This window comes from Streptomyces sp. IMTB 2501 (genome assembly GCF_001953885.1).
In the GTDB taxonomy this organism is placed as follows: domain Bacteria; phylum Actinomycetota; class Actinomycetes; order Streptomycetales; family Streptomycetaceae; genus Streptomyces.
The window spans coordinates 1-23,371 of sequence record NZ_MQUS01000060.1 but is presented as its reverse complement, the minus strand read 5'-3'; the positions used below and the strand labels follow the sequence as shown (position 1 = coordinate 23,371).

Below are 23,371 nucleotides of genomic sequence, written 5' to 3'. Positions count from 1 at the left end.
CGCGATCGGCTCACGTGCCGCCTCGGCCATCCGGCGGTTCTCCCCCTGCAGCCGCTCCGTCTCCTTCAACGACGCCCGCAGCGCTTCGACGATCTCTTGATGCGACATTGCCATGATGAAAACTCCGCTCTTGCCCGCTACCGGTCAGGAACCGTTTGCACCGCGCGCCATGCGCACGAGGTCCTCGACTGCCATCGAGTCGATCTGGCTTCGATCTGCTTGCCCGGATGCGGCCGTCGGTTCGGGCACTGCCTGTTTTTGCTGCTTCTCCTGCGTCGACTCGGGAAGTTGGCCGAGGAGATGTTCGGTCAGCGCCTCGATGGTGGGGTGATCGAAGACCGAGATGGGCGAGAACCGGAGCCCGGTAACCGTGACGATCCGGTTCCGCAGCTCGATCGCGGTGACAGAGTCGATGCCGAGTTCCTTGAACGCCGCGTCGGTGTCGATGCTCCCGGCGCCCGAGTAGCCGAGCACGACGGCCAGTTCGGCGCAGACGATGTCGAGCAGTTCGCTCTTTCGCTGAGCTTCCGGCAGTTCGGAGAGCCGGGTCGGCCCGGCCGGCCCGGCCGGTTCCGCCGATCCCCTCGATCCGAGGAGTTCGGAGACCAGAGGGTGCGGACGGGTGGCGTTGAAGCGTTCCGCGAACCGGTCCCAGTCGACGTTGGCGATCGCCACTGTGGTGTCGTCGTGGTCCAGAGCCTGCTGCAGGGCCATGACCCCGAGGTGCGGTGTCATCAGGTCCATGCCGCCGAGGCTGAGCCAGTCGACGAAGCTCCGCTCCTCGGCCATGCCCTTGCCGGCCCAGGCTCCCCACGCGATCGAGGTTGCCGTGCGGCCCGTCGCGCGGCGGTACTCGGCGAACGCGTCCAGGTAGGCGTTGCCCGCCGCATAGGCACCCTGGCCGACGTTGGGAATCAGGTTTCCGGCCGAGGAGTAGAGCACGAAGGCCGACAGGTCGTGGCCCTGGGTGAGCTCGTGGAGGTTCTCGACGGCCCGCGTCTTCGGCAGCAGCACCTGCTCCAGCTGCGCGGCCGTCATCTCGTTCACCGGCCCGTCGTCCACCACGCCGGCCGTGTGGATCACGGCGGTGAGCGGCCGTTCGGCGGGGATGTCCGCCAGGACGCGGGCGAGGGCGTCCTTGTCCGCGATGTCGCAGGCGGTGATGGTGACGGACGCGGCACCCAAAGCGGTGAGTTCTTCGCGCAGTTCCGCCGCTCCCGGGGCTTCGGGCCCCGTCCTGCTCACCAGCAGGACGTGCCCCTTCTTACGGGAGAGCCAGCGGGCGACATGGCTGCCGAGGGCCCCGGTGCCTCCGGTGATCAAGGTGGTGCCGGCGGGCCGCCAGCGGGCGCCGGGCGGGGTGTCGGGGAGGGGAGCCGGGACCAGCCGACGGGCGAGGACGCCTGTGCCGCGCAGGGCCACCTGGTCCTCGTCCCCCATGCCCGCGAGCGCGGCGCACAGCAGCCTTCCCGTCGTGCCGTCCAGGGTCGACGGCAGATCGACGAGTCCGGCGAAGCGGCGCGGGTTCTCCAGGCCGGCTACGCGGTTGAGACCCCACAGGTGCGCTTGGACGGGGTGGGACACGACGTCCCCGGACGCCGTCGAGACCGCACCGCACGTCGCCGACCACAGCCGTGCGTCACACGATGCCGCCTCCATGGCCTGCATGAGCCTTACCGTGGCGATGAGTCCGGCCGGTATGACCGGGTGGTCCGGGTACGGCGACTCGTCCAGCGCGAGCAGGGACAGGACCCCGCTGATGGGCTGGTCGCCGCAGGTCGTGAATGCGTTGACGAGGTCGGACTGGTCGCCGTCCACGATGTCGGCGGCAAGAAGCACGGCCTTGCCGCCGTGCTCGCCGATCCACTGCATACAGGCGGTCACGTGGTCGTGGTCGACGAGATGGGCCGGCGCGGCGACGAACCAGGTGCCGGAGAGCGTGGCCTGCGCGGTGTCGGCCACCAGCGGCTTCCATGTGATCCGGTACCGCCACGAGTTGGCGACGGAGGTCTCACGGCGCTGCTGCCACCACTCGGAGAGCACCGGCAGCACGGTCTCCAGCGAGGCCCGCTCCGTGTCCCGTTCAAGCCCCAGCAGATCTGCCAGTTCCCCGGCGTCGGCCTGCTCGACGACGCGCCAGAAACGCTTCTCCTCCAGATCGACGCCTGAGTGGGGCGCAGTGCCGGTGGCATCGATCGGCACCTCGACGGGCTGTTCGCTCGCGTCGCCGGGCAGCAGGGCGGGCCAGCCCACCTCGACTCCGGCGGCCCACACCTGGGCGGCATGGGTCAGCAGCCGGCGCGGTCCGCCGTCGTCACGGCGCAGGGTTCCGACGATGGTCACAGCGTCCCCGGCATCGCGCGTGTCCGCGGTCTCACCGATCCCCATCGTCAGCACCGGGTGGGCACTGGACTCGATGAACACGGTGAACCCGCCATCCAGCAACGCGGTGGTGGCGTCCTGGAACCGGACGGGACTGCGGAGGTTCTCCAGCCAGTACGTCGCGTCCATCGCCGTTGTGTCCACCACCGCTCCGGTCACTGTCGAATACAGCGGAACCCGGTCCTTTCGTGGCACGATCTCGCCCAGCGCCGCCAGGATCCGCTCCCCGATCGCCTCGACCTGCGGAGTGTGTGAGGCGTAGTCCACCTCGATCCGGCGCACCCGCACCCGCGCCTCCCGGCAGCAGTTCATGAACTCCTGTGCCGCCTGGATCCGCCCGGCCACAACAGTGCTCGTCGGCCCGTTGACCGCGGCTACCCACAACTGGCCCTGCCAGCGCTCCAGCAACGCGGTGACCTGCTCCACCCCGGCCGCCACCGAGAGCATCGAGCCCTGTCCGGCGAGTTCCACCAGCGCCGCCGAGCGGGCCACCACCACCCGGGTGGCATCCTGGACCGTCAGCACTCCGGCCACGCACGCCGCCGCGATCTCCCCCTGGGAGTGCCCGACGACCGCCGCCGGAACGACCCCGGCCGACTCCCACAACCGGGCCAGACCGGTCATCACTGAGAACATCACCGGCTGGACCACATCCACCCGGTCCAGTGACGGGGCGTCCGGTTCACCGCGCAGGACCGCCAGGACCGACCATCCCGCCAACTCCTCGACCACTGCGGAACACTCCGCCAGCACATCGGCGAACACCGGTGAGAACTCAAGCAGTTCCGCTCCCATCCCTGCCCACTGCCAGCCCTGCCCGGGAAAGACCAGTACCGGCCGGACCGTGCTCGAAGCCACTCCGGACACCGCGCCCGCGGTCAGTTCACCGCGCTCGGCGAACGCCTGGAGACCGGCCAGCAGCTCCTCGCGGTCGCCGCCGACCACCGCCAGACGGTGCCGCAGCGCCGGCCGTCCAGCCAGCGTCCTGGCCACCGCCGCCGCGTCGGCCGAGGAGTTCGCCACGAATTCCAGCAACCGCGCTGCCTGCGCCTGAAGTTCCGCCTCGGTGTCCGCGGACAGCATCCAGGCGGTGGCCTGCGGGGCGGGGAACTCGCGGTACCAATACCGGACGTGTTCCCAGGGGTAGCTCGGAAGGCTGACCACCTCGCGTGCGGAGGAAACCAGCGGCTCGGGCAGGTTGGGCCGGCAGCCGGCGGCGAACAGCTCGGCCACGACCAGGGCAGGGGTGTCGCCGTCCCGCAGAACCTCCACCGCCGTATCGCATTCGGCTGCCGCGTCCTCGTCGTCGTCCGTGAGGGCGAGGGAGGAGGCGGAGCCTTCGTCGAGGAGAAGGCGCAGTGCCGCCGGCGCGGTGAGCCGTCCGGCCGCCCACGCCGCGGTGAACCTTCCGGGGCCGTCACCGGTGCTCGCCTGTGTGGAAAGCCCCAGCTCCCGCAGGGCGTTGGTCGCCGCGGCCTGGTGGCAGAAGACGAGCGCCGGCAGCAGGTTCCGGTGCGAGCCGTCGTACGGGTCGACGGGCGATCCGGTGAGACCCACCAGCAGCTGGGTGAACTCGTCCAGGCTCCGGCCGTACGAGGGAGCGGACGCCGCCCAGTGGCGCAGGGTCTCACGGGACGGCAGTGCGGAGCCGTACCGGAAGGCTACTGTCCGCTCCTCGCCGTTCTCGACATGCCCGTACCGCGCTGCCGCAGTGGTCAGGTCGGCCACGGCCAGCTCCAGTGCCTTGGCCAGTGACACCGCGTCCGGTCCCACGACCGCGAGGCGATGGTCGAGAAGCGAGCGCCGGTGGGTCGCGGTGAAGACGATGTCGTCAACGCGTTCCGGCCTGGCGGTGAGTTCACCGGCCGTCTGCCGGCACACGTTCCGCAGCGCGTTCGCGGTGGCGGCCGTGACGAGCAGGACCCGGTCGTGGCGTTCCGCTTCGGATGGCGCCGGAGCGCCGGGGCGGGCCGCAGGAACGGGACCGAACCGCTCCACCACGACATGGGCGTTGCTGCCGCTGAACCCGAACGCGCTCACACCGGCTCGTGCGGGCCTACCGTGCTCCGGCCACTGCCTGGACTCCGTCACGAGCCTGACGGGCAGCCGCTCCCAGTCGATCCGGCTGGACGGCTGGGTGACCACATGGGGTGGAAGCATGTCGTGGTGGAGGGCGAGAACGACCTTGAGGAGACCGACCACCCCGGCCGCCGCCCCGAGATGACCGACGTTCGCCTTGGCGGACCCGATCAGGAGAGGGTGGTCCGGGTCCCGGCCGGATCCCAGTGATTCGGCCAGCGCGTGGACCTCGATCGGGTCCCCGAGCGGCGTCCCCGTCCCGTGCGTCTCGACGTAGTCGACCTCGTGCGGAGCCCAGCCGGCCCGCTCGACCGCCTGCCGGACCACGTCCACTTGGGACGCGGGATTGGGCACGGTCAGCCCGCCGGTCGCGCCGTCCTGGTTGACGGCGCTGCCTCGGAGCACGGCGTAGACGCGGTCACCGTCGCGCAGCGCGGCCGATACCGGCTTGAGGACCAGCACTACCGCACCCTCACCGCAGCCGAACCCGTCTGCGCTCTCGTCGAAGGCCTTGCACCGGCCGTCGGGCGCCAGGGCCCCGCTCGCGGCCATCGACGCCAGCAGCGGGCTGGGCGCGACGATGGCGCTCGCGCCGCCGACCACCGCGACCTGGCAGTCACCGGATCGCAGCGCCTGGCAGGCCAGATGGACGGCGGTCAGCGAGGCGGAGCACGCGGTGTCGACCGTCATGCTGGGGCCGCGCAGCCCGAGAATGTAGGAGAGCCGGCCGGCCAGTGCGGCGAAGGAGGTACCGGTGCCGTGGTAGAGGTTCAGCCGGGAACTCTCCATCTCGCGTGCGACCAGGTACTGGTAATCCACCATCGACAGACCGGCGTAGACGCCCACCCGCCGCCCTTCGAGCGTGTGCGCCGGGCAGCCGGCGTCCTCCAGGGCCTCCCAGGCGGTCTCCAGGAAGAGGCGTTGCTGCGGGTCGAGCAGTTTGGCCTCCCTGGGCGAGATCCGGAAGAACGGAGCGTCGAAGTCGGCGATGTCATCCAGATAGGAGCCGCGCATGGGGATGGCTTCGCCCAGCTCCGCCCAGATGGGATCCCTGTGCCGGTCCGGGGGGAAGTCGGCTGCCGTGCTCGCCCTGCCGCACAGCAGGTTCCAGAACTCACCCGGTGACGAGGCGGCGGGCACGCGGCAGCTCACGCCGATGACCGCGATGCCGTCCTCGCCCCGGTCGGTGTCCTCCACCGCTTCACCGACCCGTGATTCCGCGCTCCGGCTCGTGTCGGCGGGCACCGGCTGGTCGGCCGGTGCCGTGGTGGCATGGGAGCCGAGCGGGGCCACCTCGGCGAGGTAATCCGCCAGCGCGGCGATGGTCGGCCGCTCGAACACCACGGTAGTCGGCAGCTTCACGTCCAGTTCCTGTTCGAGCCGGGTACGCAGGCCCGCCGCCGTCAGGGAGTCGAGCCCCTGCTCGAACAGGCCGCGGCGGCGTGCAACGGGGTGTCCTGCCGGCAGTCCGAGCAGTTCGCGGACCGCCGTGGTCACCAGCTCCGTCAGTGCCTTGGAGTGGCTTGTCGGCGACGGTCCCGGAGTCTTCGCGGTCGACTGGTGGGGGAGGGCATCCCGCTCCGGGGAACCCGACGGACCTGACGGGGCCGACGGACCCGACGGGGCCGGGGGCACGGGGCCGGGGGACTCCGCGTACATCTCGCCGGTGACCCGGCCGTCCGCGTCGAGCAGACTGAGCCGGATCCGGGCGGGCTGCGCGACGCTCGCCTCGTCGGCCGTCCGCACCGACCGCGGCTCGGTGACGCCCTGCCGGCCGCGCTCCACGCCGGGCAACCAGTAGCGGTCGCCGCCCCATGAGGGAACGGGCAGTGTGCGGTACCGGCCCGGACGACCGGTGGCCTCCTCCCAGCGCACCGTGGCGCCGGCCACGTGCAGGCGGGCCAGGGCCTTGTATGCGGTGACCTGCCCCGGCTCGTACCTGCTGAGCACCGGAAGCGCCGGAGCCTGTCGCTCGCGGTGCCGTTGTGCTTCGGTGAGCGAGGGGACCAGGACGGGGTGCGGGCCGATCTCGACGAGCGGATGGTCCTCCTCGGCGAGCACTCGGTCGATGGCCGGCCACAGGCGTACCGGGCTGGTGAAGTTCCGTGCCCAGTAGGCCGCGTCATAGACCGTCGTGTCGGCTTCGGGGTCCACGGTCGACAGCATGCGAATGCCGGGAGGGGCCGCGGAGAGACCGCCGAGCGCAGATTCGAGCTGCGGTCCCAGGTCCGCGATGAGGGGGCTGTGTGCGGGAGCGTCGACCCGCAGTTGCCGGCAGCGCATGTTCCGCGCCTGAAGGACCCGCGCGGCTTCCGTGACGTCCGCGGCACTGCCGGCGATGACGAGCGATCCGGGGCCGTTCACCGCCACGACGGTGACGGGCAGGCCGACTTCGGCCAGAACGCCGAGGACGCTCGGTTCGTCTCCCGTGACCGCGAACATCAGACCCCACCCGGAGGCCAGGCCCAGCGTCTCGGAGCGGCGCACGATCAGCTGGGTCGCGTCCGGCAGGGCCAGCGCCCCCGCGGCGTGTGCCGCGGCGACCTCGCCGAGGCTGTGTCCCACGATCGCACCCGGTACCACGCCCTTCGAGGCGAGCCACCGAGTCAGGGCGACCTGCACCGCGAAGATGGCCGGCTGGACGATCTCGGTCTTGTGCAGGCCGGCCTCCGGATCAGCGGTGCGGATCTCGTCGACCAACGACCAGCCGGCCTCGGCGCGGATCAACTCGGCGCACTCGTCGAGCGCGTCGCGGACCACCGGGTCGCTGTCGTACAGGTCCATGGCCATCCCCGGCCACTGGCCGCCCTGGCCGGAGTAGACGAAGACCGGCTCCGGCGCGCACTCGGGGTCGAGCACCACACCCGTATACGCGCCGTCCTGCGGCTCCTCGGGATCCTCCAGGGCATCGAGGACGTCCTGCCGGCCGGTGGCGACCACGGCGTAGCGATGCGTCTCGTGCGTACGCCGGGTCGTTGTCGACGCGGCGAGGTCGGCGAGAGCGCTGTCGTCCGTGCTGGAAGCCAACTCCCGTATGCCGACGACCTGTTCGGCGAGTCCCGCTGGGCTGGTGGCCGATGCGAGCAGCACATGGGGGGTGGCGGCCGGAGCGTGCGCCGACGGCGACGCCGCCGCGGGCGGGGCCTCGACGATCACATGCACGTTCGTGCCACTGAGCCCGAAGGCGCTCACCCCGGCCCGCAGCGGCCGGTCCCGGTCGGCGATCCCGACATGGCTCATCGGCACCGTGACGGCACCGCCCCGCCAGTTCACCCCCGGGTTGAGGGTGTCCACTTGGGGCTGCCGCGGGATCGTTCCCGAGCCGACCACCCAGGCGGTCTTGAGCAGACCGCCGATCCCGGCCGCCGCGTCCATGTGTCCGAGCAGCGCCTTGTGGGAACCGACAAGGATGGGATCGGACGCGTCGCGGCCCCTTGCGTACACTTCGCCGATCGCGTCCACCTCGATGACGTCACCGATCGCCGTCCCCGTGCCGTGGGCCTCCACGTAGTCCACATCGGCCGGGGAGAGGCCGGACCGCCGCAGCGCCATCTCCAACAGCGCTGTCTGGGCGAGCGAGTTGGGGACGGTCAGTCCCATGCTCGTTCCGTCGTTGTTGGCCGCCGAGCCGCGGATGACGGCGTAGATCCGGTCCCGGTCGGCCACGGCGTCGGCAAGGCGCTTGAGTACCACGACGCCGGCGCCTTCGCCGCGCACGATACCGTCCGCCGAGGCGTCGAACGGGCGGCACCGCCCCGACGGGGAGATCGCGCCGACGCGGCTGAGGAAGACGCTGATGTCCGGCGTGATGAGCAGACTGACGCCGCCGGCGACGGCCGTGTCGCAGTCACCGGCGCGCAGGCTCTGGCATGCCTGGTGCACCGCGAGAAGCGAGGACGAGCAGGCGGAGTTGACGGTGGACACCGGACCGTTCAGATCGAAGGTGTAGGCGAGCCGGCCCGCCGCGAAGCTGAACTCCAGTCCTCCGACGTGATGCTGGCCGATCTCCCGGATGCCGAGCGTCCTTGCGTGCAGGAGCTCGTAGTCCTTGGCGAGCAGCCCGAACATGACCGCGGTGCGGGAGCCGCGCCAACCGTCACGGGGCCGCCCGGAGTCGCTCATCGCCTCCCAGGCCACCTCCAGGACGAGACGCTGCTGAGGGTCGAGGAGGCTCGCCTCACGGGGACTCACCCCGAAGAAGGGGGCGTCGAAGCGATCGATGTCGACGAGGAAGGCGCCCATGCCGTTCGAGATGGTCCCCGGTCCGCCGGAGGGTTCGCTGTACTGCCGCCCCCAGCGGTCCTCCGGCACCTCGGTGAAGACATCGGCGGCGGAGGTCAGAAGGCGCCCGAACGAATCCAGGGTTCGTACGTCTCCTGGGAAGCGGCATCCCACACCCACGATGGCGATGGTGGGCTCAACCGCACGGGCGGGTGTCGATCCCTTGTCGGAATCGCTGCTCATCTATTCCCTCCGTTGGGATAGTGCCGGGAACGTGGAATGCCAGGGGCGGGAAATTTGTCAACGCGTAGCAGTGGCTGTCCGATGCTACGGAGACGCACGGTGGCGCGTCAGCCCCTACCGGGCCCCTAGCGTTTCCGTTCCGAGCCTCATAGGGGTGGGTTACGGGTGTCGGCGCAGAAGCGTTCTTGAGAGGCTGGAAAACGCATTGATGGCGTATCCGAGGAAAGCTTCACCTGGTTCTTCATAACCGTCACAAGGGGGAGAGCTCACGATGCAAGGCGAAATCGCGGTGGTCACCGGGGCCGCGGGTGGGATAGGCGCGGCCGTGGTGCGTGCGCTGGCTGAAAACGGGGCGGTGGTGGCAGCCGTGGACCGGGACCCGGACGCGGTACGGGAAAAGGCGACGAAACTGCAGGCGGACGGGCTCGGCGCCCACGCCTTCAGTGCCGACGTCACGTGTGCCGAGCAGGTCGAGTCCCTGGTCGAGGAGGTGGAGGGGCGGCTCGGCCCGGCGCGGTATCTGGTCAACGCCGCCGGCGTGCTGCGCCTCGGTGAGGCCAGGAAGCTCACCGACGAGGACTGGCACACCACCTTCGCCGTCAATACGACCGGAGTTTTTCTGATGTCCCGTGCGGTGGTCAATCGTATGGTGCCCCGTTCCTCGGGAGCCATTGTCACCGTTGCCTCGAACGCGGCCGGAACGGCCCGTACGGACATGGCCGCCTACTCCGCATCCAAGGCCGCGGCGATGATGTTCACCAAGTGCCTGGGACTTGAGGTCGCCCAGTACGGAATCCGCTGCAACCTGGTGGCACCGGGTTCCACCGACACCCCGATGCTCAGGTCTTTGTGGCGTGACGAGAGCGGCCCGAAGAAGACGCTGGACGGTCAGGCCGAGGCATACAAGGTGGGTATTCCGCTACGGAAATTCGCCCGCCCCTCCGATATCGCCGATGCGGTGGTGTTCCTCCTCTCCGACCAGGCGGGTCACATCACGATGCAGCACCTCACCGTCGACGGTGGTGCCACGCTCGGCGTCTGACCCCCGGCGCGACAGGAGTCCGGTGCCCCGCTTCCTCTCACGGGAAGCGGGGCACCGGACTCTTCGTCGTCCTACTCGTGTACCCGGTCCGTGGATGTCATCGGCGCTGGCCGAATCCCACGGTCTGCTCACGCTCGTCCGACGCCGCTGCTTCGAGCGGCGCGTACCGCTGGCTGCGGCCGGCCGCGGCGAGATACCGCTGCCAGACCACGCGGGCCAAGCCGATGCGTGGTGCGGAGCCGGCCAGCACCTGGCCCAGCGCGTCCAGCGCCGAGGCGACCGGTGCCGGGTGGATGCCCGACTCCTGCAGCGAGCCTGTCTCCGGTTGCTCCGCCCCCTGCCAGGGCCCCCAGGCGACGCTCACCGCGGACAGGCCCGCGTGGCGGCGGTGACGGGCCAGCGCCTCGAAGAAGGCGTCGGCCGCCGTCGCGACCGCCTGACCGCTGCGGCCGGGCAGCGCGGTGATCGCGGAGGACAGGACGAAGAAGTCGAGTTCCCGTGTGTGCCGGTGGAAGTGCCAGGGTGCCCCCAGCGCGCGGCTCAGTGCCGCACTGAAGCCGTCCCAGTCCCAGGCGTCCAGCGGGGCGTCCGGCACCGCATCGGCGAGGTGGATGACGCCACGCAGCGGCGGGAGGTCTCGGTCGATGCGCTCCAGGAGAGCCGTGACCGCTACCGGGTCGCTGAAGTCGCCGTCGGCGTACTCGACGCATCGCACGGCATCGCCGGTCTGCGCGCCCCGTTCACAGCCGGCCATGACCACCGACCGGGCTCCCCGCTCGGCGAGCCAGTCGACGACCGCCGAAGCGTCGGTGCCCCGCTTGCCGCCCAGGACAAGATAGGTGGCATCCTCCCGGACCTTGACGGTGCCTTCGCCGCTCTCGGGAAGAGGGCTCTCCTGGATCCGGGCCTCGTACCAGCGGTCAGCTCGCACCGCGAGATGGCCGGAGCCCGCCAGGCCCGCCGCGCGCCGGACCACCACGCCGGCCGCCGGTGGTTCCGCTCCCGGCTCAAGGTCGACCTGGACGCCCGCGAGGTGGGGATACTCCCAGATGACGGTCCTGGCCAGGGCCGTGATCAGCGTCTGCGGCGCACTCGGCGGGGCTGCGTCCAACGGCACAGGCGCCGCCGCTCCGGTGGAGCACAGAACGATCCTCGGTGCCTGTGCGGCGTTCTCGCGCAGGAAACGCTGCAGGAACGAGAAGCAGTCCCGTCCCGACTGCCATGCCGCCCCGCCGGGTTGCTCCCCGTCCGCACCGTCGACCGCCATGGTCCCGCAGTGGAGCAGCAGGCCGTCGACGGAGACACCACGTCGCCGTAGGTCGGCCCACAGGCGCTCGACGGCGTCCGGATGTTCGAGGGAGACCGACAGGGTGTCGCCATCCTGTCCGGCTGTGCCGTCGCCCGGGACGATCGCGAGAGCGGGGATGCCGTCCATCGCCAGCTGGGCCCGCCACTTACGGACCTGGCCGTCGTCGGCGCCGTAAACCAGCCAACTGCCCTTCGGACCGGGCATGGTGGTGGTGCGCGCGGTGTCGTCCAGGGGCTGCCAGACCAGGTCGTGCCGGCGCAGGGGGACCGTGGCAAGGAGTGAGGTCTCCTCTTCCCGGACCGGGCGTAGCCCGACTCCTTCGAGGGTCGCAAGCAGATGTCCCGCTTCCGACAGGAACGTGACCGTGACGAGGCCGCCGTCGAGCCGCCGGGCGTGGACCCACACCGTGCCGGAGAGGGGTTCATGGACAGTGAACCGGTCCAGCGACACGGGGATCGTGCGTCGCTCGCCGAACGCGGCGGCAAGGGTGAACCCCGCCTTGAGGACCGGTGGAGACGACAACCGGTCGGCTGCCGGGTCCTGCGGGCCGGATTCGCCGCACCGGACCAGCGCCACGGTGTCGTCCTTGCCGCACCACAGCTCGGTGACGGCTGCCGCCTCGCGGTCGTCCTCGACGCCTTGTCGCCACAGGCGGGCGTACCACGCATCGGCGTCCTGCCGTTGGAGACCGGCCCGCAGTGACTCCAGGTCGACCGGGGCCGCGGGAGGCGGTGCTGCCGGCCCGGCGGCCGACACGCTCACCAGCTGCGTCCATCCGCCGCCGGTGCGGGCGAAACCGCGCACCAGGACGCCGTCGTCGGACGCCTCCCGCAGAGTCTGCAGGCACAGCGGCCCGCCGTCGGGCACGGCCAGTACGTCGTGCAGTTCCACACCCCGCAGGGTGCGGGGCGCGCTCGGATCGGCCGAGCCGTGGCGGGCGGCTGCCAGCGCCCACTCCACCAGCGCGGCGGAGGAGAGCACACAGGTGCCGTGCACCCGTCCCAGCAGCGAAGCGTCGGGGCGAGTGGTGGTGTAGTCCCGCGCGAACCACTGCGCGGGACCGGTCGCCAGCTCGACCGGTGCGCCCAGCAGCGGATGGGCCGCTGCCGGTCCGGCGGGCGTCTGCGTGCGCCGGTCCGGCGGTATCAGCCAGTGCCGCTGATACTGGAAGGGCGAGGTGGGCAGGTCCACCCGGCGGGCCTGGTGGCCCTCGAACGCGGGGGACCAACGCACTGGTACGCCGTCGGTGTGCAGGGTGCCGATCGCGGTCAGCAGCGAGTGCGCTTCGGCCGTGCCGTCGTCACCCTGGGAGCCGACGAGGAGCACTGCCCGCCCCGGCTCACCATGGGAGGCGACGCTGCGGCGGGCGAGAGCGGTCAGTTCGCCGTTCGGCCCCACCTCCAGGAAGCGGGTCACGCCGCGGCCTTGCAGGTGCCGGGCAGCGTCCAGGAAGCGGGTGGGCCTGCGGGCATGATCCGTCCAGTATTCCGGGGTCCGCAGCCGTTCCACGGAGACGGTCTCGCCGTCGAGGCCGGACACGAACGCCACCGCCGCCTCGTCGAAGGCGAGGTGTGCGAGCGTGCGGCGCAACTCCTGCTGGGCCTCCGACGGCTGCTGGCCCGAGGGGGCGATGGTGCGGGCAGTGCGCAGCGGCCCGGTCGCACGCCCCCGCGAACTCCAGCGATCCGCGACGTCCTCCACCTGGTCCCGGTCACCGGAGACGACGGTCCCACCGGGCTCGTCCACCGCGGCGATCACCACACCCGCCTCGGCGCCGCCGAGCGCGGGGTCCGAGCGCAGTTCCGCCTCGGTGGCCTGGATCCACACCGAAGCTCCCCCGGCCGGCACGTCGGCGGATCCGATCAGCGCGACGGCCAGCGAGCAGGCGTCCGGCAGGGACAGTATCCCCGCCGCGTGCGCGGCCGCGACCTCGCCCACACCGAGCCCGGTCACGTACTCCGGTGCGACCCCGAAGCCCTCCACCAGCCGGTGCAGGGCGATGCCGAAGGCGAAATGCGCTGCTCGTGCAAGGCGCGGGGACGCGTAACTCTGCGTCGGATCGAGCATCCGGTCGCGCAGCGGGCGTTGTTCACCGCCGTCACCCGAGGCGGCCCGGGCACGGTCGAGTTCCACACAGACCTCGTCCAGGGCCTGAGCGAAAGCGGGGAACGCCTCGTACAACTCGCCCCCCGCCCCGGGACGTTCGAGCCCCGAGCCGGAGTACATCAGCGCTGTCTTTCCGCGGGTCTCCGCGACCCCCCGCACCACGTTGCCGGCGGTGCGTGCGTGCGCCACGGCGTCCAGCCCCGCCAGCAGCGCATCCCGGTCCTGCCCGACGACCACCGCGCGGTGCCTGAAGGCCGAGCGCGTGGTGTACAGGGCGGCGCCGGTGTCACGGACGTCCGCCTCGGCGCACGCATCGCGGATCCGGCCGGCCTGTTCGCGCAGCGCGTCCCGCGTCTTCGCCGAGATGATCCAGGGCACGGGCCTGGACAACGGGCCCGGGGGTGCGCTCTGTTCGGCGCCCTCCTCGGCCGGGGCCTCTTCGAGGACGACATGGGCGTTGGTGCCGCTCAGGGTCAGGCACGACACGCCCGCCCTGCGGACGCGGTCACCCGCCGGCCACGGCTCCGCCTCGGTGAGCAGCCGCACCGTGCCCGCCGACCAGTCCGCGTGCGTGGTGGGCCGGTCGACATGCAGCGTCTTGGGCAGCCTCTGGTGCCGCATCGCCATGACGATCTTGGTAATGCCGGCAACACCGCCGACGGTCTGGGTGTGGCCGATGTTGGACTTGACGGAGCCGAGCCGAACCGGCTGCTCACCGGAGTGCTCCTCACCGTACGTCGTGATGATCGCCTGGGCCTCCACCCCGTCACCCAGTGTCGCGCCCACGCCGTGGCCCTCCACCACGTCGACGCTGCCCGCCGTGAGCCGGGCGTCGGCCAACGCCTGCCGGATGACCTGTTCCTGAGCCTGCGTGCGCGGAGCCCACATGCCGTTGGTGGAGCCGTCCTGGTTGATCGCGGACCCACGGACGACCGCGAGGACCGGATGGTGGTTGCGGCGCGCGTCCGACAGCCGCTCCAGCAGCAGGACGGCGACGCCCTCCGACAGGCTCACGCCGTCGGCCGCCGCGGCGAACGACTTCGAACGCCCGTCGGGCGACGTGGTCCGCCGGCGGTGGAAGTCGAGCAGAGTGCTGGGCAGGGACATCACGCTCGCCCCGCCCGCCAGGGCGAGCGTGGCCTCCCCGTTGCGCAGGGCCTTGACGGCCAGGTGAACCGCCACCAGCGACGAACTGCACTGGGTGTCCACACTGAGCGAGCCGCCCAGCAGGCCCATCAGATACGAAATGCGGCCGGAGGCGGCTCCGCCAGAGCTGCCGAACCCGATGTAGTCCTGGACCTCCGCGGGGGGCGGCCCGCCCATCAGCAGCGGATATCCGCCGAACTGTATTCCGGTGTAGACCGCGGTGCGGCTCTCCTTGGCGGAGACCGGGTCGATCCCGGCACGCTCGAACGCCTCCCAGGAGGTCTCCAGCAGCAGCCGCTGCTGGGGGTCGATCGCCCGGGCCTCGGCCGCCTCCATCCCGAAGAACTCGGGGTCGAAGAGGTGCGCGTCGTACAGGAAGCCGCCGCGGAGCTCAGGCATCCGGTCGGCCAGGTTCCACCCGCGGTCGACCGGCAGACCGGAGATGGCGTCGCCGCCCGAGTCCACCAGCTCCCACAGATCCTCCGGTGACCGCACACCGCCGGGGAACCGGCATCCGATGCCGATGATCGCGATGGGCTCCCGGTTCTTCTCCTCCTCCGCGGTGAGCCGGCCGCGCACCTGACGCAGCTCGGCCGTCGCCTTTCTGAGGTATTTCTGAAGCTTCTCTTCGTCTGCCATTTCGCTGTCGGCTCCTCATGGGGAAGGCGTCGGCCGGCCGGTGGCCGCGGGTCGTGCAACGGGCCCTCGCTCTGCCTCTACAGTTCGGACGGAGGGGTGATCGTGCAGTCCTGGATGTCGTACAACTTCCATGCGCCGTCGACCTCGACGAACGCGTCGAGACGGAAATGCCGCTCGTCGACGGGGGTGTAAGCGTCCTTGGAACGCGAGCGGACCCCCACCTCGCCCAGCACGTGGTCGCCGATGAACTCCAGATGCCCATCCACCCAGCCGGGAGAGGTGGAGACACCGAGCGTTCCCATCGAGTCGACGTAGTACGACTCGAAGTGCTGGTCGGGCTCGCTCCACCCGATGATCCACTTACCCTCGAGCTTCGGTGATCCGTCGGCGTAGGTCGCCTTGAGATCCATCTGGTAGTAGTGCCCGCCCATGATCGGCCGGGTCACCGCTTCCATCAGGACACCGGTGTCGAACGTGGTGACCATCTTGCCCAGCAGGAAGTCGAGTTCGTGGAGCCGGGCCGGAGGATCGTTGTTCTCCTTGACGGGCCTGGCCGTGGGCCGGTGGTTGTCCAGGTAGTCGCGAATCTTGTCGTCAGCGGCAGTCGTCGTGTCGTCCGTCATCGGGTTGGGCTCCTCTTGTTTCGAATTCCCTGGTGCGTGTTCAGGAAGTCGGTCAGGCGGCGGACTCCGCCGCGATCTTGCGGATCATCTCGGAGATGTTCCGGATGTTCTTCAGGTCCCGTGCATTGATCTTGCGAGGCGGCACCGTCACCCCGAGATCCGTGCGGACGTAATTGAGCAGGACCACGGTGTTGAGGGAATTGAGGACCCCCCATTCGAGCAGCGGTGTGGTCTCGTCGAGTTCTCCCTGGGGGTCGCCGTCGAGAAAACGCTCCCGGATGAAGGACGTCACCTTCTCGGTGATCTCGTCGGTCCTGGCGGTCGCGTCCTGAGCCATCTGTCGTTCCTTCCGGTTTGAGGCTGAGCCACTGGGGCCTGTCCGGCAATTCCCGCCTGTCCTGCGGCCGGACGACGGGAATTGTCAGACGGGCCCTAGAACTGGGAGGTGAGTGCCGCGCGGTCGATCTTCCCGTTGCGTGTCCTGGGCAGCTGCGCCGCCAGGCGCAGCTCGTCGGCGAGCATGTAGCGGGGCAGCCGCTGTGCACAGTGCCGGCGCAACTCCAGGACGCCCGGCTCGTGGTCGTTCCGGGGCACCACACAGGCCACCAGACGCGACTCCATGCCGCTGCCCACGACGAGAGCCGCGGCCTCCGCCACGGCGGGGTGCGAGCTGAGCGCGGCCTCGACCTCGCCCAGTTCGATCCGGTGGCCGCGCACCTTGACCATGTGATCGTGTCGGCCCACGTAGTCGAACGACCCGTCGTCCAGCACCTTGACGATGTCCCCGGTGGGGTACGGCCCTCGGTGCGGCTCCGCACCCCAGTAGCCGAGCATCACGGTGGGACCGTCCACGAACAGTTCGCCCTCTTCCCCGGGGCCGCTGACCTCCCCGTCGGGACGCTGCGCCCACGCGCGATCACCGGAGCAGGCGATGCCGATCGGAACCGGCCGTTCACGCTTCAGGTCCGCCGGGACGACCTCGCGGAAGGTGCATACGTTCGTCTCGGTGGGGCCGTAGAGGTTGAACAGCCTGGCGGAGGTCCACGTCACCAGCTGCCGCACCTGCGGGATGGGGAACGGCTCACCGGCGAAGAGGACCGCCCGCAGATGGCCCGGCGCGGTCCGGTCGAGCAGAGCCCCGTCGCGGATCATGAGAATGAGCGCGGAGGGCACCGAGTACCAGACGGTGATCCGCTGCCGGTGCAGGAACTCGACCAGGTGTTCCGGTGCGTAGGCGAGCTCCGCCGGAATCAGGTGGACCGACGCGCCGACCGAGAACGCCGCGTACAGGTCGAGGACGGACAGGTCGAAATTGAACGGCGCGTGGTTCGAGAACCGGTCCTCGGGCGTGGCGTCGAGGGTCTCCACCGCCCATTCCACGAAGGCCAGGGCATTGCGGTGGCTGATGCACACGCCCTTCGGCGCTCCCGTCGACCCGGAGGTGTAGAGGATGTAGGCCAGGTTGTCAGGCCCCACCGGCTCGTTGACCGCAGCGGGACGGATCTCCTCGTCGTCGCCCGCGGTCAGCTCCCGACACGGGATCGTGGAGGGGAGCCGGCCGGCCGTCGGGCCGACCCGGTCGGCGGTGGTCAGCACGGCGGCGGCGGAGCAGTCCTCGGCGAGCCCCGCGACGCGTTCCAGGGGGGCTGAGCCGTCGACCGGGACGTAGGCGGCGCCGAGCCGGAGCACCGCCTGCATCGCGGTGATCACCGGTGCAGACTTCTCCGCCCAGATGATCACACGGTCCCCGCGTGCCACCCCGAGGGCGCGCAGTCGATGAGCGAGGGCGTTGGCGCGCCGGTCGAGAGCGCCGTAGGTGAGGTCTCCGTCCGCGGTCACCACGGCCGGCAGACTGGGGTGTTCGGCGGCGGAGTCGATGACGAGCTGATGGAGCGTCACAGCCCCAGCTCCCTCGCGACGAGTTCCCGCTGGATCTCCGTGGTGCCGGAGAAGAGGGTGGTGGGAACGGAGTCCCGCAGCTGCTCCTCGGCGCCGCCCGCGAGGTAGCCGGCTCCGCCGAAGATCTGGATCGCGTCGAGTGAGTTCGCCACCGCGGCCTCGGACACCGCGACCTTGGAAAGGGCGACCGCGCTCACATGCTCCTCCTCCTGGTCGAGCAGCCAGCAGGCGCGGTACAGCAGCAGCCGGGCTGCTTCGAGTCGCTGCTTCATGACGGCGATCCGGTGGGAGACGGCCTGGAACTCCGCGATGCGCCGCCCGAACTGACGGCGCTGACCGGCCCGTTCCACGCAGTCCGCAAGCTGGCGCTCCATCAGGCCGAGGTAGATGCCGAACAGGCACGCGCGCTCCCAGGCCATGGAATGCTGGAAGATCGCCGCTCCCTGGCCCTCCTCGCCCAGCAGGAACTCGGCCGGCACATGGCAGTTGTCGAAGTGCACCCGGCCGGCCGGACAGCCTGCCAGACCCATCTTCGGCAGTGGCTCGCCCAGTGTGATCCCGGGCAGATCGGCGGGCACCGCGAAGGCCGACAGGCCGAGGAAGCCGGCCTTCGGGTCGGTGACGGCGTAGGTGACGATCAAATCCGCGATCACGGCGTTGCTGGCCCATGACTTCTCACCATTGAGTACATAGCCGTCGCCGACGGGTGTCGCGGTAACCCTGATGTTCCCGATGTCGGAGCCCGCGTCGTCCTCGGTCATGGCGTTCGACGCGATCACCTCACCCGTGACCAGGCCCGCGAGCAGCTGGTCGCGTACCTGGTCCGAAGCGAAGTCCCTGACCGGAACCGCGCAGGCCAGCAGGTGCGCGGCGACCGCGAACGCAAGGCCGGTGTCCGGGCAGGCCCGGCCGAAGGCTTCGAGGCACAGCGCGGTGTCCAGCGCGGTGAGACCGCCCCCGCCGACCTCGGTGGGCAGAGCCAGACCGGTCAGCCCGATTTTCCCGGCGAGCTTGAAGTCCTGGCGGGTGACATCCGGATCGCCCGAGGCCAGGCTCCCGCCCCAACGGGCGCTCGCTTCTTCGAAGATACGGTCGCAGCGATTTCGCTGCACGGCGGAGAGTCCAAAGTCCACAGCGATTCTTGCCTTATCGTGACGGGGTGTTTCAGCGCTCCCGCGGCGAAGAACAACAGCCAGGTGCCGACGGTGATGTGAAACGGGACGGGAGACCGGCATGGAACTCGGGAAGAGCTGCCATGGCACTTTCCGACTGAATGCCGTCCTGCCGGGAGAAGCTATCCAGGGCCGTCCCCGGTGTCACCCCCTAAGAACTCCCCACGCAGCTCCTGCGGCGTCGGCGCCGGAACGCGGCCTGCCCAGCTAGGGGGTTCCCCTAATGAGCGGGCCTTGCCCGGCGCTCGGGCGGGGAGCCCCGACCGTCGCGTTTTTAGGGGTTCCAGGTGCGCCGGGCTTCGGCCCACCATGTTTCGACGACAGCGGGAAAAGTCAATGGGACTGCGGAAACAGGTGACATCGCAGCCTTTCCACCAGCACATCGAGAACCGACTCGACCCGAATTCGGCGCGACCCGCGAGGAGAGCCTGGCATGCAGCTGGGGACCGACAGATACCCGTTTCTCGAAGGGAAGCCGGCACGGCAGCAGCCCGACTGGAACGACCGGACGCGACTCCAGCTGGTGCGAGAGGAACTCGCGAGCTCACCAGGGCTCGTCCACCCCTCGGACATCGCCGCGCTGCGCTCGCTCCTCGCTCACGTGGCATCCGGCCTTTCTCACGTCATCCAGGCCGGAGACTGCGCCGAGGACCCGGCGGAATGCACCCCTGACTATGTTGCCCGCAAGGCCGGCCTGCTGGAGGTGCTGGCCGGCACGATGCGGATGCACACACACAAACCCGTGGTGCGCGTCGGCCGCCTCGCCGGCCAGTACGCCAAACCGCGTTCGCAGCCCAGCGAGCGGGCCGCGGGCGAGGAACTGCTCGTCTACCGGGGCCACATGGTGAACAGCCCGGAGCCCGATCCGGTACTCCGGCTGCCCGACCCGCTGCGCGTACTCGCCTGCTACCAGGCCGCGAGCCAGGTGATGAGCCACCTCGGCTGGCGAGACCGCGTCCGTCGCTGGGAGTCCGGGCCGCACGTCTGGACCAGCCATGAAGCGCTCCTGCTGGACTACGAGGTTCCGCTGCTACGGCGCGACGACGAGGGGCGGCTCTACCTCGCCTCCACCCACTGGCCGTGGATCGGCAACCGCACCCATCAGCTCGACGGTGCGCATGTCGCGCTGCTCGCCGCCGTGAGCAATCCGGTGGCCTGCAAGGTCGGTACCGGCATGACACCCGGCGACCTCGTCGCGCTGTGCGCCGTGCTCGACCCCGACCGGGAACCCGGCCGACTCACCCTCATCGCCCGCATGGGAGCCCCGGCCGTCGCCGAGCGGCTGCCCCACCTCGTACAAGCGGTGCGCGCGGCGGGACACCCGGTGATCTGGCTCTGCGACCCCATGCACGGCAACACCCTCATCACATCGGCCGGGCTCAAGACCCGCTATGTGAAGTCCGTCCTGTGGGAGGCCGAGCAATTCCAGTGCGCGGTATCCGCATTCGGCGGAACAGCCGGCGGACTGCATCTCGAAATCACCCCTGACGCGGTCACGGAGTGCGTGATGAACGAGTCCCACGTGGAGCAGGTAGGCGAGAAGTACACCACTCTGTGCGACCCGCGCCTCAACCCCGGCCAGGCCGCCTCCGTGGTCGCCACGTGGCGTTCCTAGTCCATCGCGCCGACCCGTACACCAAGCGGAGGAAACACCGAGCCATGCCAGGCATACCCCTCATCACGCCCTACCCCATGCCCACGCGGGACGACCTGCCCGAGAACACCGCCCGCTGGAGCGTTGACCCCGGCCGGGCGGTACTGCTCATCCACGACATGCAGCGCTACTTCCTCAAGGCGTTCCCCGCCGGAAGCCCGCGCGATGAGCTGGTGGCCAACACGGCCCGCATCCGCCGACGTTGCGCCGAGCGCGGCGTACGAGTGGCCTACACGGCGCAACCAGGAGGCATGACCGACGAGGAGCGCGGGCTGCTCAAGGACTTCTGGGGCCCGGGCATGACCCCCGAGCCGGCCGATCGCGAGATCGAGGACAACGCGGCCCCCGCGCCGGGCGACTGGACTCTCACCAAGTGGCGCTACAGCGCGTTCTTCCGGTCCGACCTGCTCGAACGCATGCGAGCCGAGGGCCGCGACCAGCTTGTCGTCTGCGGGGTGTACGGGCACGTCGGTGTCCTGATGACGGCCGTCGAGGCGTACACACACGACATCCAGCCCTTCCTCGTCGCCGACGCGGTCGCCGACTTCTCCGCCCACCACCACCGGTGGGCCCTCGAATACGCCGCAGGGCGCTGCGCGATGGTGCTCACCACGGCGGATGTGCTCGACACGCTCGACGAGACGCCGCCCGAACGGCGGAGCGGCCGGGACCTCGTCGGCAGGTACGGAGGCCGGGCGTGAACGACGGCCTGACCGCATCGACGACTGCCGGACAAGACCCGATCGAGCAGGTGCTCGCCACACGACCGCCTGCCTTCGCGGTGCTCCACAGGCCGGAGCGGAGCGGCCCCGGCCGGCTGGATGTCCTGATCGGTGACGTGTCCGACTGCGGCACCCTCGCCGAACTCCCGATCCCCGCAGACCCTCCCGAATCCGGGCGAGCCTGCCAAGAGGTGCTTGCCGTGATCCCCTACCGGCAGATCGCCGAACGAGGATTCGCCTGCGTCGACGACGGCGCTCCCCTGATCGCGCTGACGGTCCGCCGACACGCTGTGGTCACCGTCGCCGACTTCCTGTCGCGCGTCCCCGACACGCCGATCCACCTGTCCGGCGGACACTTCGACACGGATGACGCCGACTACGCGGAGATCGTACGCACGATCATCGCCACGGAGATCGGCGCGGGCGAAGGCGCCAACTTCGTGATCAGGCGGTCGTTCGTCGTCGACATCGCCGACTACACGCCGCACACCGCACTCGTCCTCCTCCGCCGTCTCCTGCAGCACGAATCGGGCGCCCACTGGACCTTCGTCGTCCACACAGGCGAACGGACCTTCGTCGGCGCCACACCGGAACGGCACATCACCCTCCACGACGGCACTGCGGTGATGAACCCCATCAGCGGCACCCATCGTTACCCGACGTCCGGCCCGACTCTGGCGGGGATGAAGGAATTCATCGCCGATCAGAAGGAGACCGAAGAGCTATACATGGTCCTGGACGAAGAGCTCAAGATGATGTCCCGCATATGCGACGCAGGCGGACGGGTCTCCGGGCCGTATCTGCGGGAAATGGCCCAGCTGGCGCACACCGAATACTTCATCGAGGGCCGCAGCGACCGGGATGTGCGGGAGATCCTGCGCGAGACGATGTTCGCACCGACCGTCACCGGCAGCCCGCTGGAGAGCGCCTGTCGTGTCATCCGCCGCCACGAGCCCGAAGGACGCGGCTACTACAGCGGAGTCATGGCGCTCATCGGACACGACGAGCAGGGGCGGCCCACGCTCGACTCGTCCATTCTCATCCGCACCGCCGACATCGACAGCACCGGCAGGGCCCGCATCGGCACCGGCGCCACACTCGTACGCCACTCCGACCCCTACACCGAAGTCGCCGAAACCCGCGCCAAGGCCTCCGGCCTGCTTTCCGCGCTCGGCGCCGATGCCGGCACCCGGTTCGCCGACCACCCGGAGATCCGCGCCGCGTTGTCGCGACGCAACGGAACCATTGCCCCGTTCTGGCTGGCGGAAGACAGCGAGCGGGCTCAGCGGGACCACGAACTGGCCGGCCGAAGCGTGCTCGTCGTCGATGCCGAGGACACCTTCACCGAGATGCTCAATCATCAACTGCGCTCGCTCGGCCTGACGGTGACGGTGCGCCGCTTCGACGAACCCTACGAGTTCGACGGTCACGACCTGATCGTCATGGGGCCGGGCCCCGGTGACCCGAACGACGACGACAGCGCCAAGATCGCGCACCTGCGGTCCGCCGTAGGCACCCTGCTGACCGAGCGACGGCCCTTTCTCGCCGTCTGCCTCAGCCACCAGACGCTCAGCCGTGAACTGGGCTTCACCGTGGCCCGCTGCGCCACTGTCAACCAAGGGCTGCAACGCGAGATCGGCCTCTTCGGTGCGCGAGAGCGGGTCGGCTTCTACAACACCTTCGCCGCCGTCAGCCAGGGCGACAAGGTCGAGTGCCCCGGAGTGGGTGTCGTCGAAGTCAGTCGCGACCGGGAGACGGGCGAGGTGTACGCCCTGCGCGGACCGCACTTCGCCTCGTTGCAGTTCCATGCCGAATCCGTGCTCTCCCAGGACGGAGTGCGCATTCTCGGGACCACGTTGAGGGGACTTCTCAGACCCTGATCCGGGTGTCTCCTGCCCCCTTTGTCGAACGTGCGTCCATTCCCCGGTGACGCGTCGACGCAGCAACTTGTGATCGTGCTCTAGGAATTCCGAAAGGCTGGACTGATCTCGATGGCGGACGAGCAGAAAACCGTTGAATATCTTCGCCGAGTGACTGCGGACCTGCACAAGACGCGTCGCCGCCTCCACGAGGTCGAGTCCAGCATGCTGGAGCCGATCGCGGTGGTGGGTATGGCGTGCCGGTTCCCGGGTGG

12 protein-coding genes are annotated in these 23,371 nt (G+C 70.0%); 5 read left to right on the top strand and 7 right to left on the bottom strand.

Annotation, left to right across the window (positions count from 1 at the left end; translation table 11 throughout):
• Together AV521_RS52025 and AV521_RS45125 are read right to left on the bottom strand one after the other, a co-directional pair.
• On the bottom strand, nucleotides 1-108 hold a 108-nt coding region (locus tag AV521_RS52025), incomplete at its 3' end, for a polyketide synthase docking domain-containing protein (protein WP_256726001.1).
• 36 nt (nucleotides 109-144) lie between these two features.
• Nucleotides 145-8,925, bottom strand: coding sequence for a type I polyketide synthase (locus AV521_RS45125; RefSeq protein WP_076097779.1), 8,781 nt, complete (start codon nucleotides 8,923-8,925; stop codon nucleotides 145-147).
• Between the two features lie 271 nt (nucleotides 8,926-9,196).
• Between AV521_RS45125 and AV521_RS45120 the strand changes: the two genes are divergently transcribed.
• A complete protein-coding gene (locus tag AV521_RS45120; RefSeq protein ID WP_076097778.1) occupies nucleotides 9,197-9,967 on the top strand; it encodes a 2,3-dihydro-2,3-dihydroxybenzoate dehydrogenase in 771 nt (256 codons plus the stop codon).
• Between the two features lie 97 nt (nucleotides 9,968-10,064).
• Here AV521_RS45120 and AV521_RS45115 read toward each other — a convergent pair whose 3' ends face one another.
• The 5 genes from AV521_RS45115 to AV521_RS45095 form a co-directional block, all read right to left on the bottom strand.
• Entirely contained in the window at nucleotides 10,065-15,167 is a 5,103-nt protein-coding gene (locus tag AV521_RS45115; RefSeq protein WP_076097777.1) for a type I polyketide synthase, read from the bottom strand.
• A gap of 77 nt (nucleotides 15,168-15,244) precedes the next feature.
• Complete coding sequence (locus AV521_RS45110; RefSeq protein ID WP_076097776.1) at nucleotides 15,245-15,790, bottom strand: DUF1579 family protein; 546 nt, start codon at nucleotides 15,788-15,790, stop codon at nucleotides 15,245-15,247.
• 52 nt (nucleotides 15,791-15,842) lie between these two features.
• Nucleotides 15,843-16,127, bottom strand: coding sequence for an acyl carrier protein (locus AV521_RS45105; RefSeq protein WP_076097775.1), 285 nt, complete (start codon nucleotides 16,125-16,127; stop codon nucleotides 15,843-15,845).
• Between the two features lie 95 nt (nucleotides 16,128-16,222).
• Nucleotides 16,223-17,689, bottom strand: a complete 1,467-nt coding sequence (locus tag AV521_RS45100) for an amino acid adenylation domain-containing protein (RefSeq protein ID WP_076097774.1) — start codon at nucleotides 17,687-17,689, stop codon at nucleotides 16,223-16,225.
• Entirely contained in the window at nucleotides 17,686-18,822 is a 1,137-nt protein-coding gene (locus tag AV521_RS45095) for an acyl-CoA dehydrogenase family protein (RefSeq protein ID WP_076097773.1), read from the bottom strand. Before AV521_RS45095 ends, AV521_RS45100 begins: the two co-directional genes overlap by 4 nt.
• Before the next feature lie 472 nt (nucleotides 18,823-19,294).
• Between AV521_RS45095 and AV521_RS45090 the strand changes: the two genes are divergently transcribed.
• From AV521_RS45090 to AV521_RS53095, 4 genes are all read left to right on the top strand, one after another.
• Nucleotides 19,295-20,476: a 3-deoxy-7-phosphoheptulonate synthase gene (locus AV521_RS45090; RefSeq protein WP_076097772.1), complete on the top strand. Its 1,182-nt coding sequence runs from the start codon at nucleotides 19,295-19,297 to the stop codon at nucleotides 20,474-20,476.
• A gap of 44 nt (nucleotides 20,477-20,520) precedes the next feature.
• Nucleotides 20,521-21,216, top strand: coding sequence for an isochorismatase family protein (locus AV521_RS45085; RefSeq protein WP_079249744.1), 696 nt, complete (start codon nucleotides 20,521-20,523; stop codon nucleotides 21,214-21,216).
• Entirely contained in the window at nucleotides 21,213-23,117 is a 1,905-nt protein-coding gene (locus tag AV521_RS45080) for an anthranilate synthase family protein (protein WP_305965229.1), read from the top strand. The genes AV521_RS45085 and AV521_RS45080 overlap by 4 nt, the downstream gene beginning before the upstream one ends.
• 111 nt (nucleotides 23,118-23,228) lie before the next feature.
• A partial coding sequence (locus AV521_RS53095) for a polyketide synthase docking domain-containing protein (protein ID WP_179023878.1) occupies nucleotides 23,229-23,371 on the top strand: 143 nt, incomplete at its 3' end.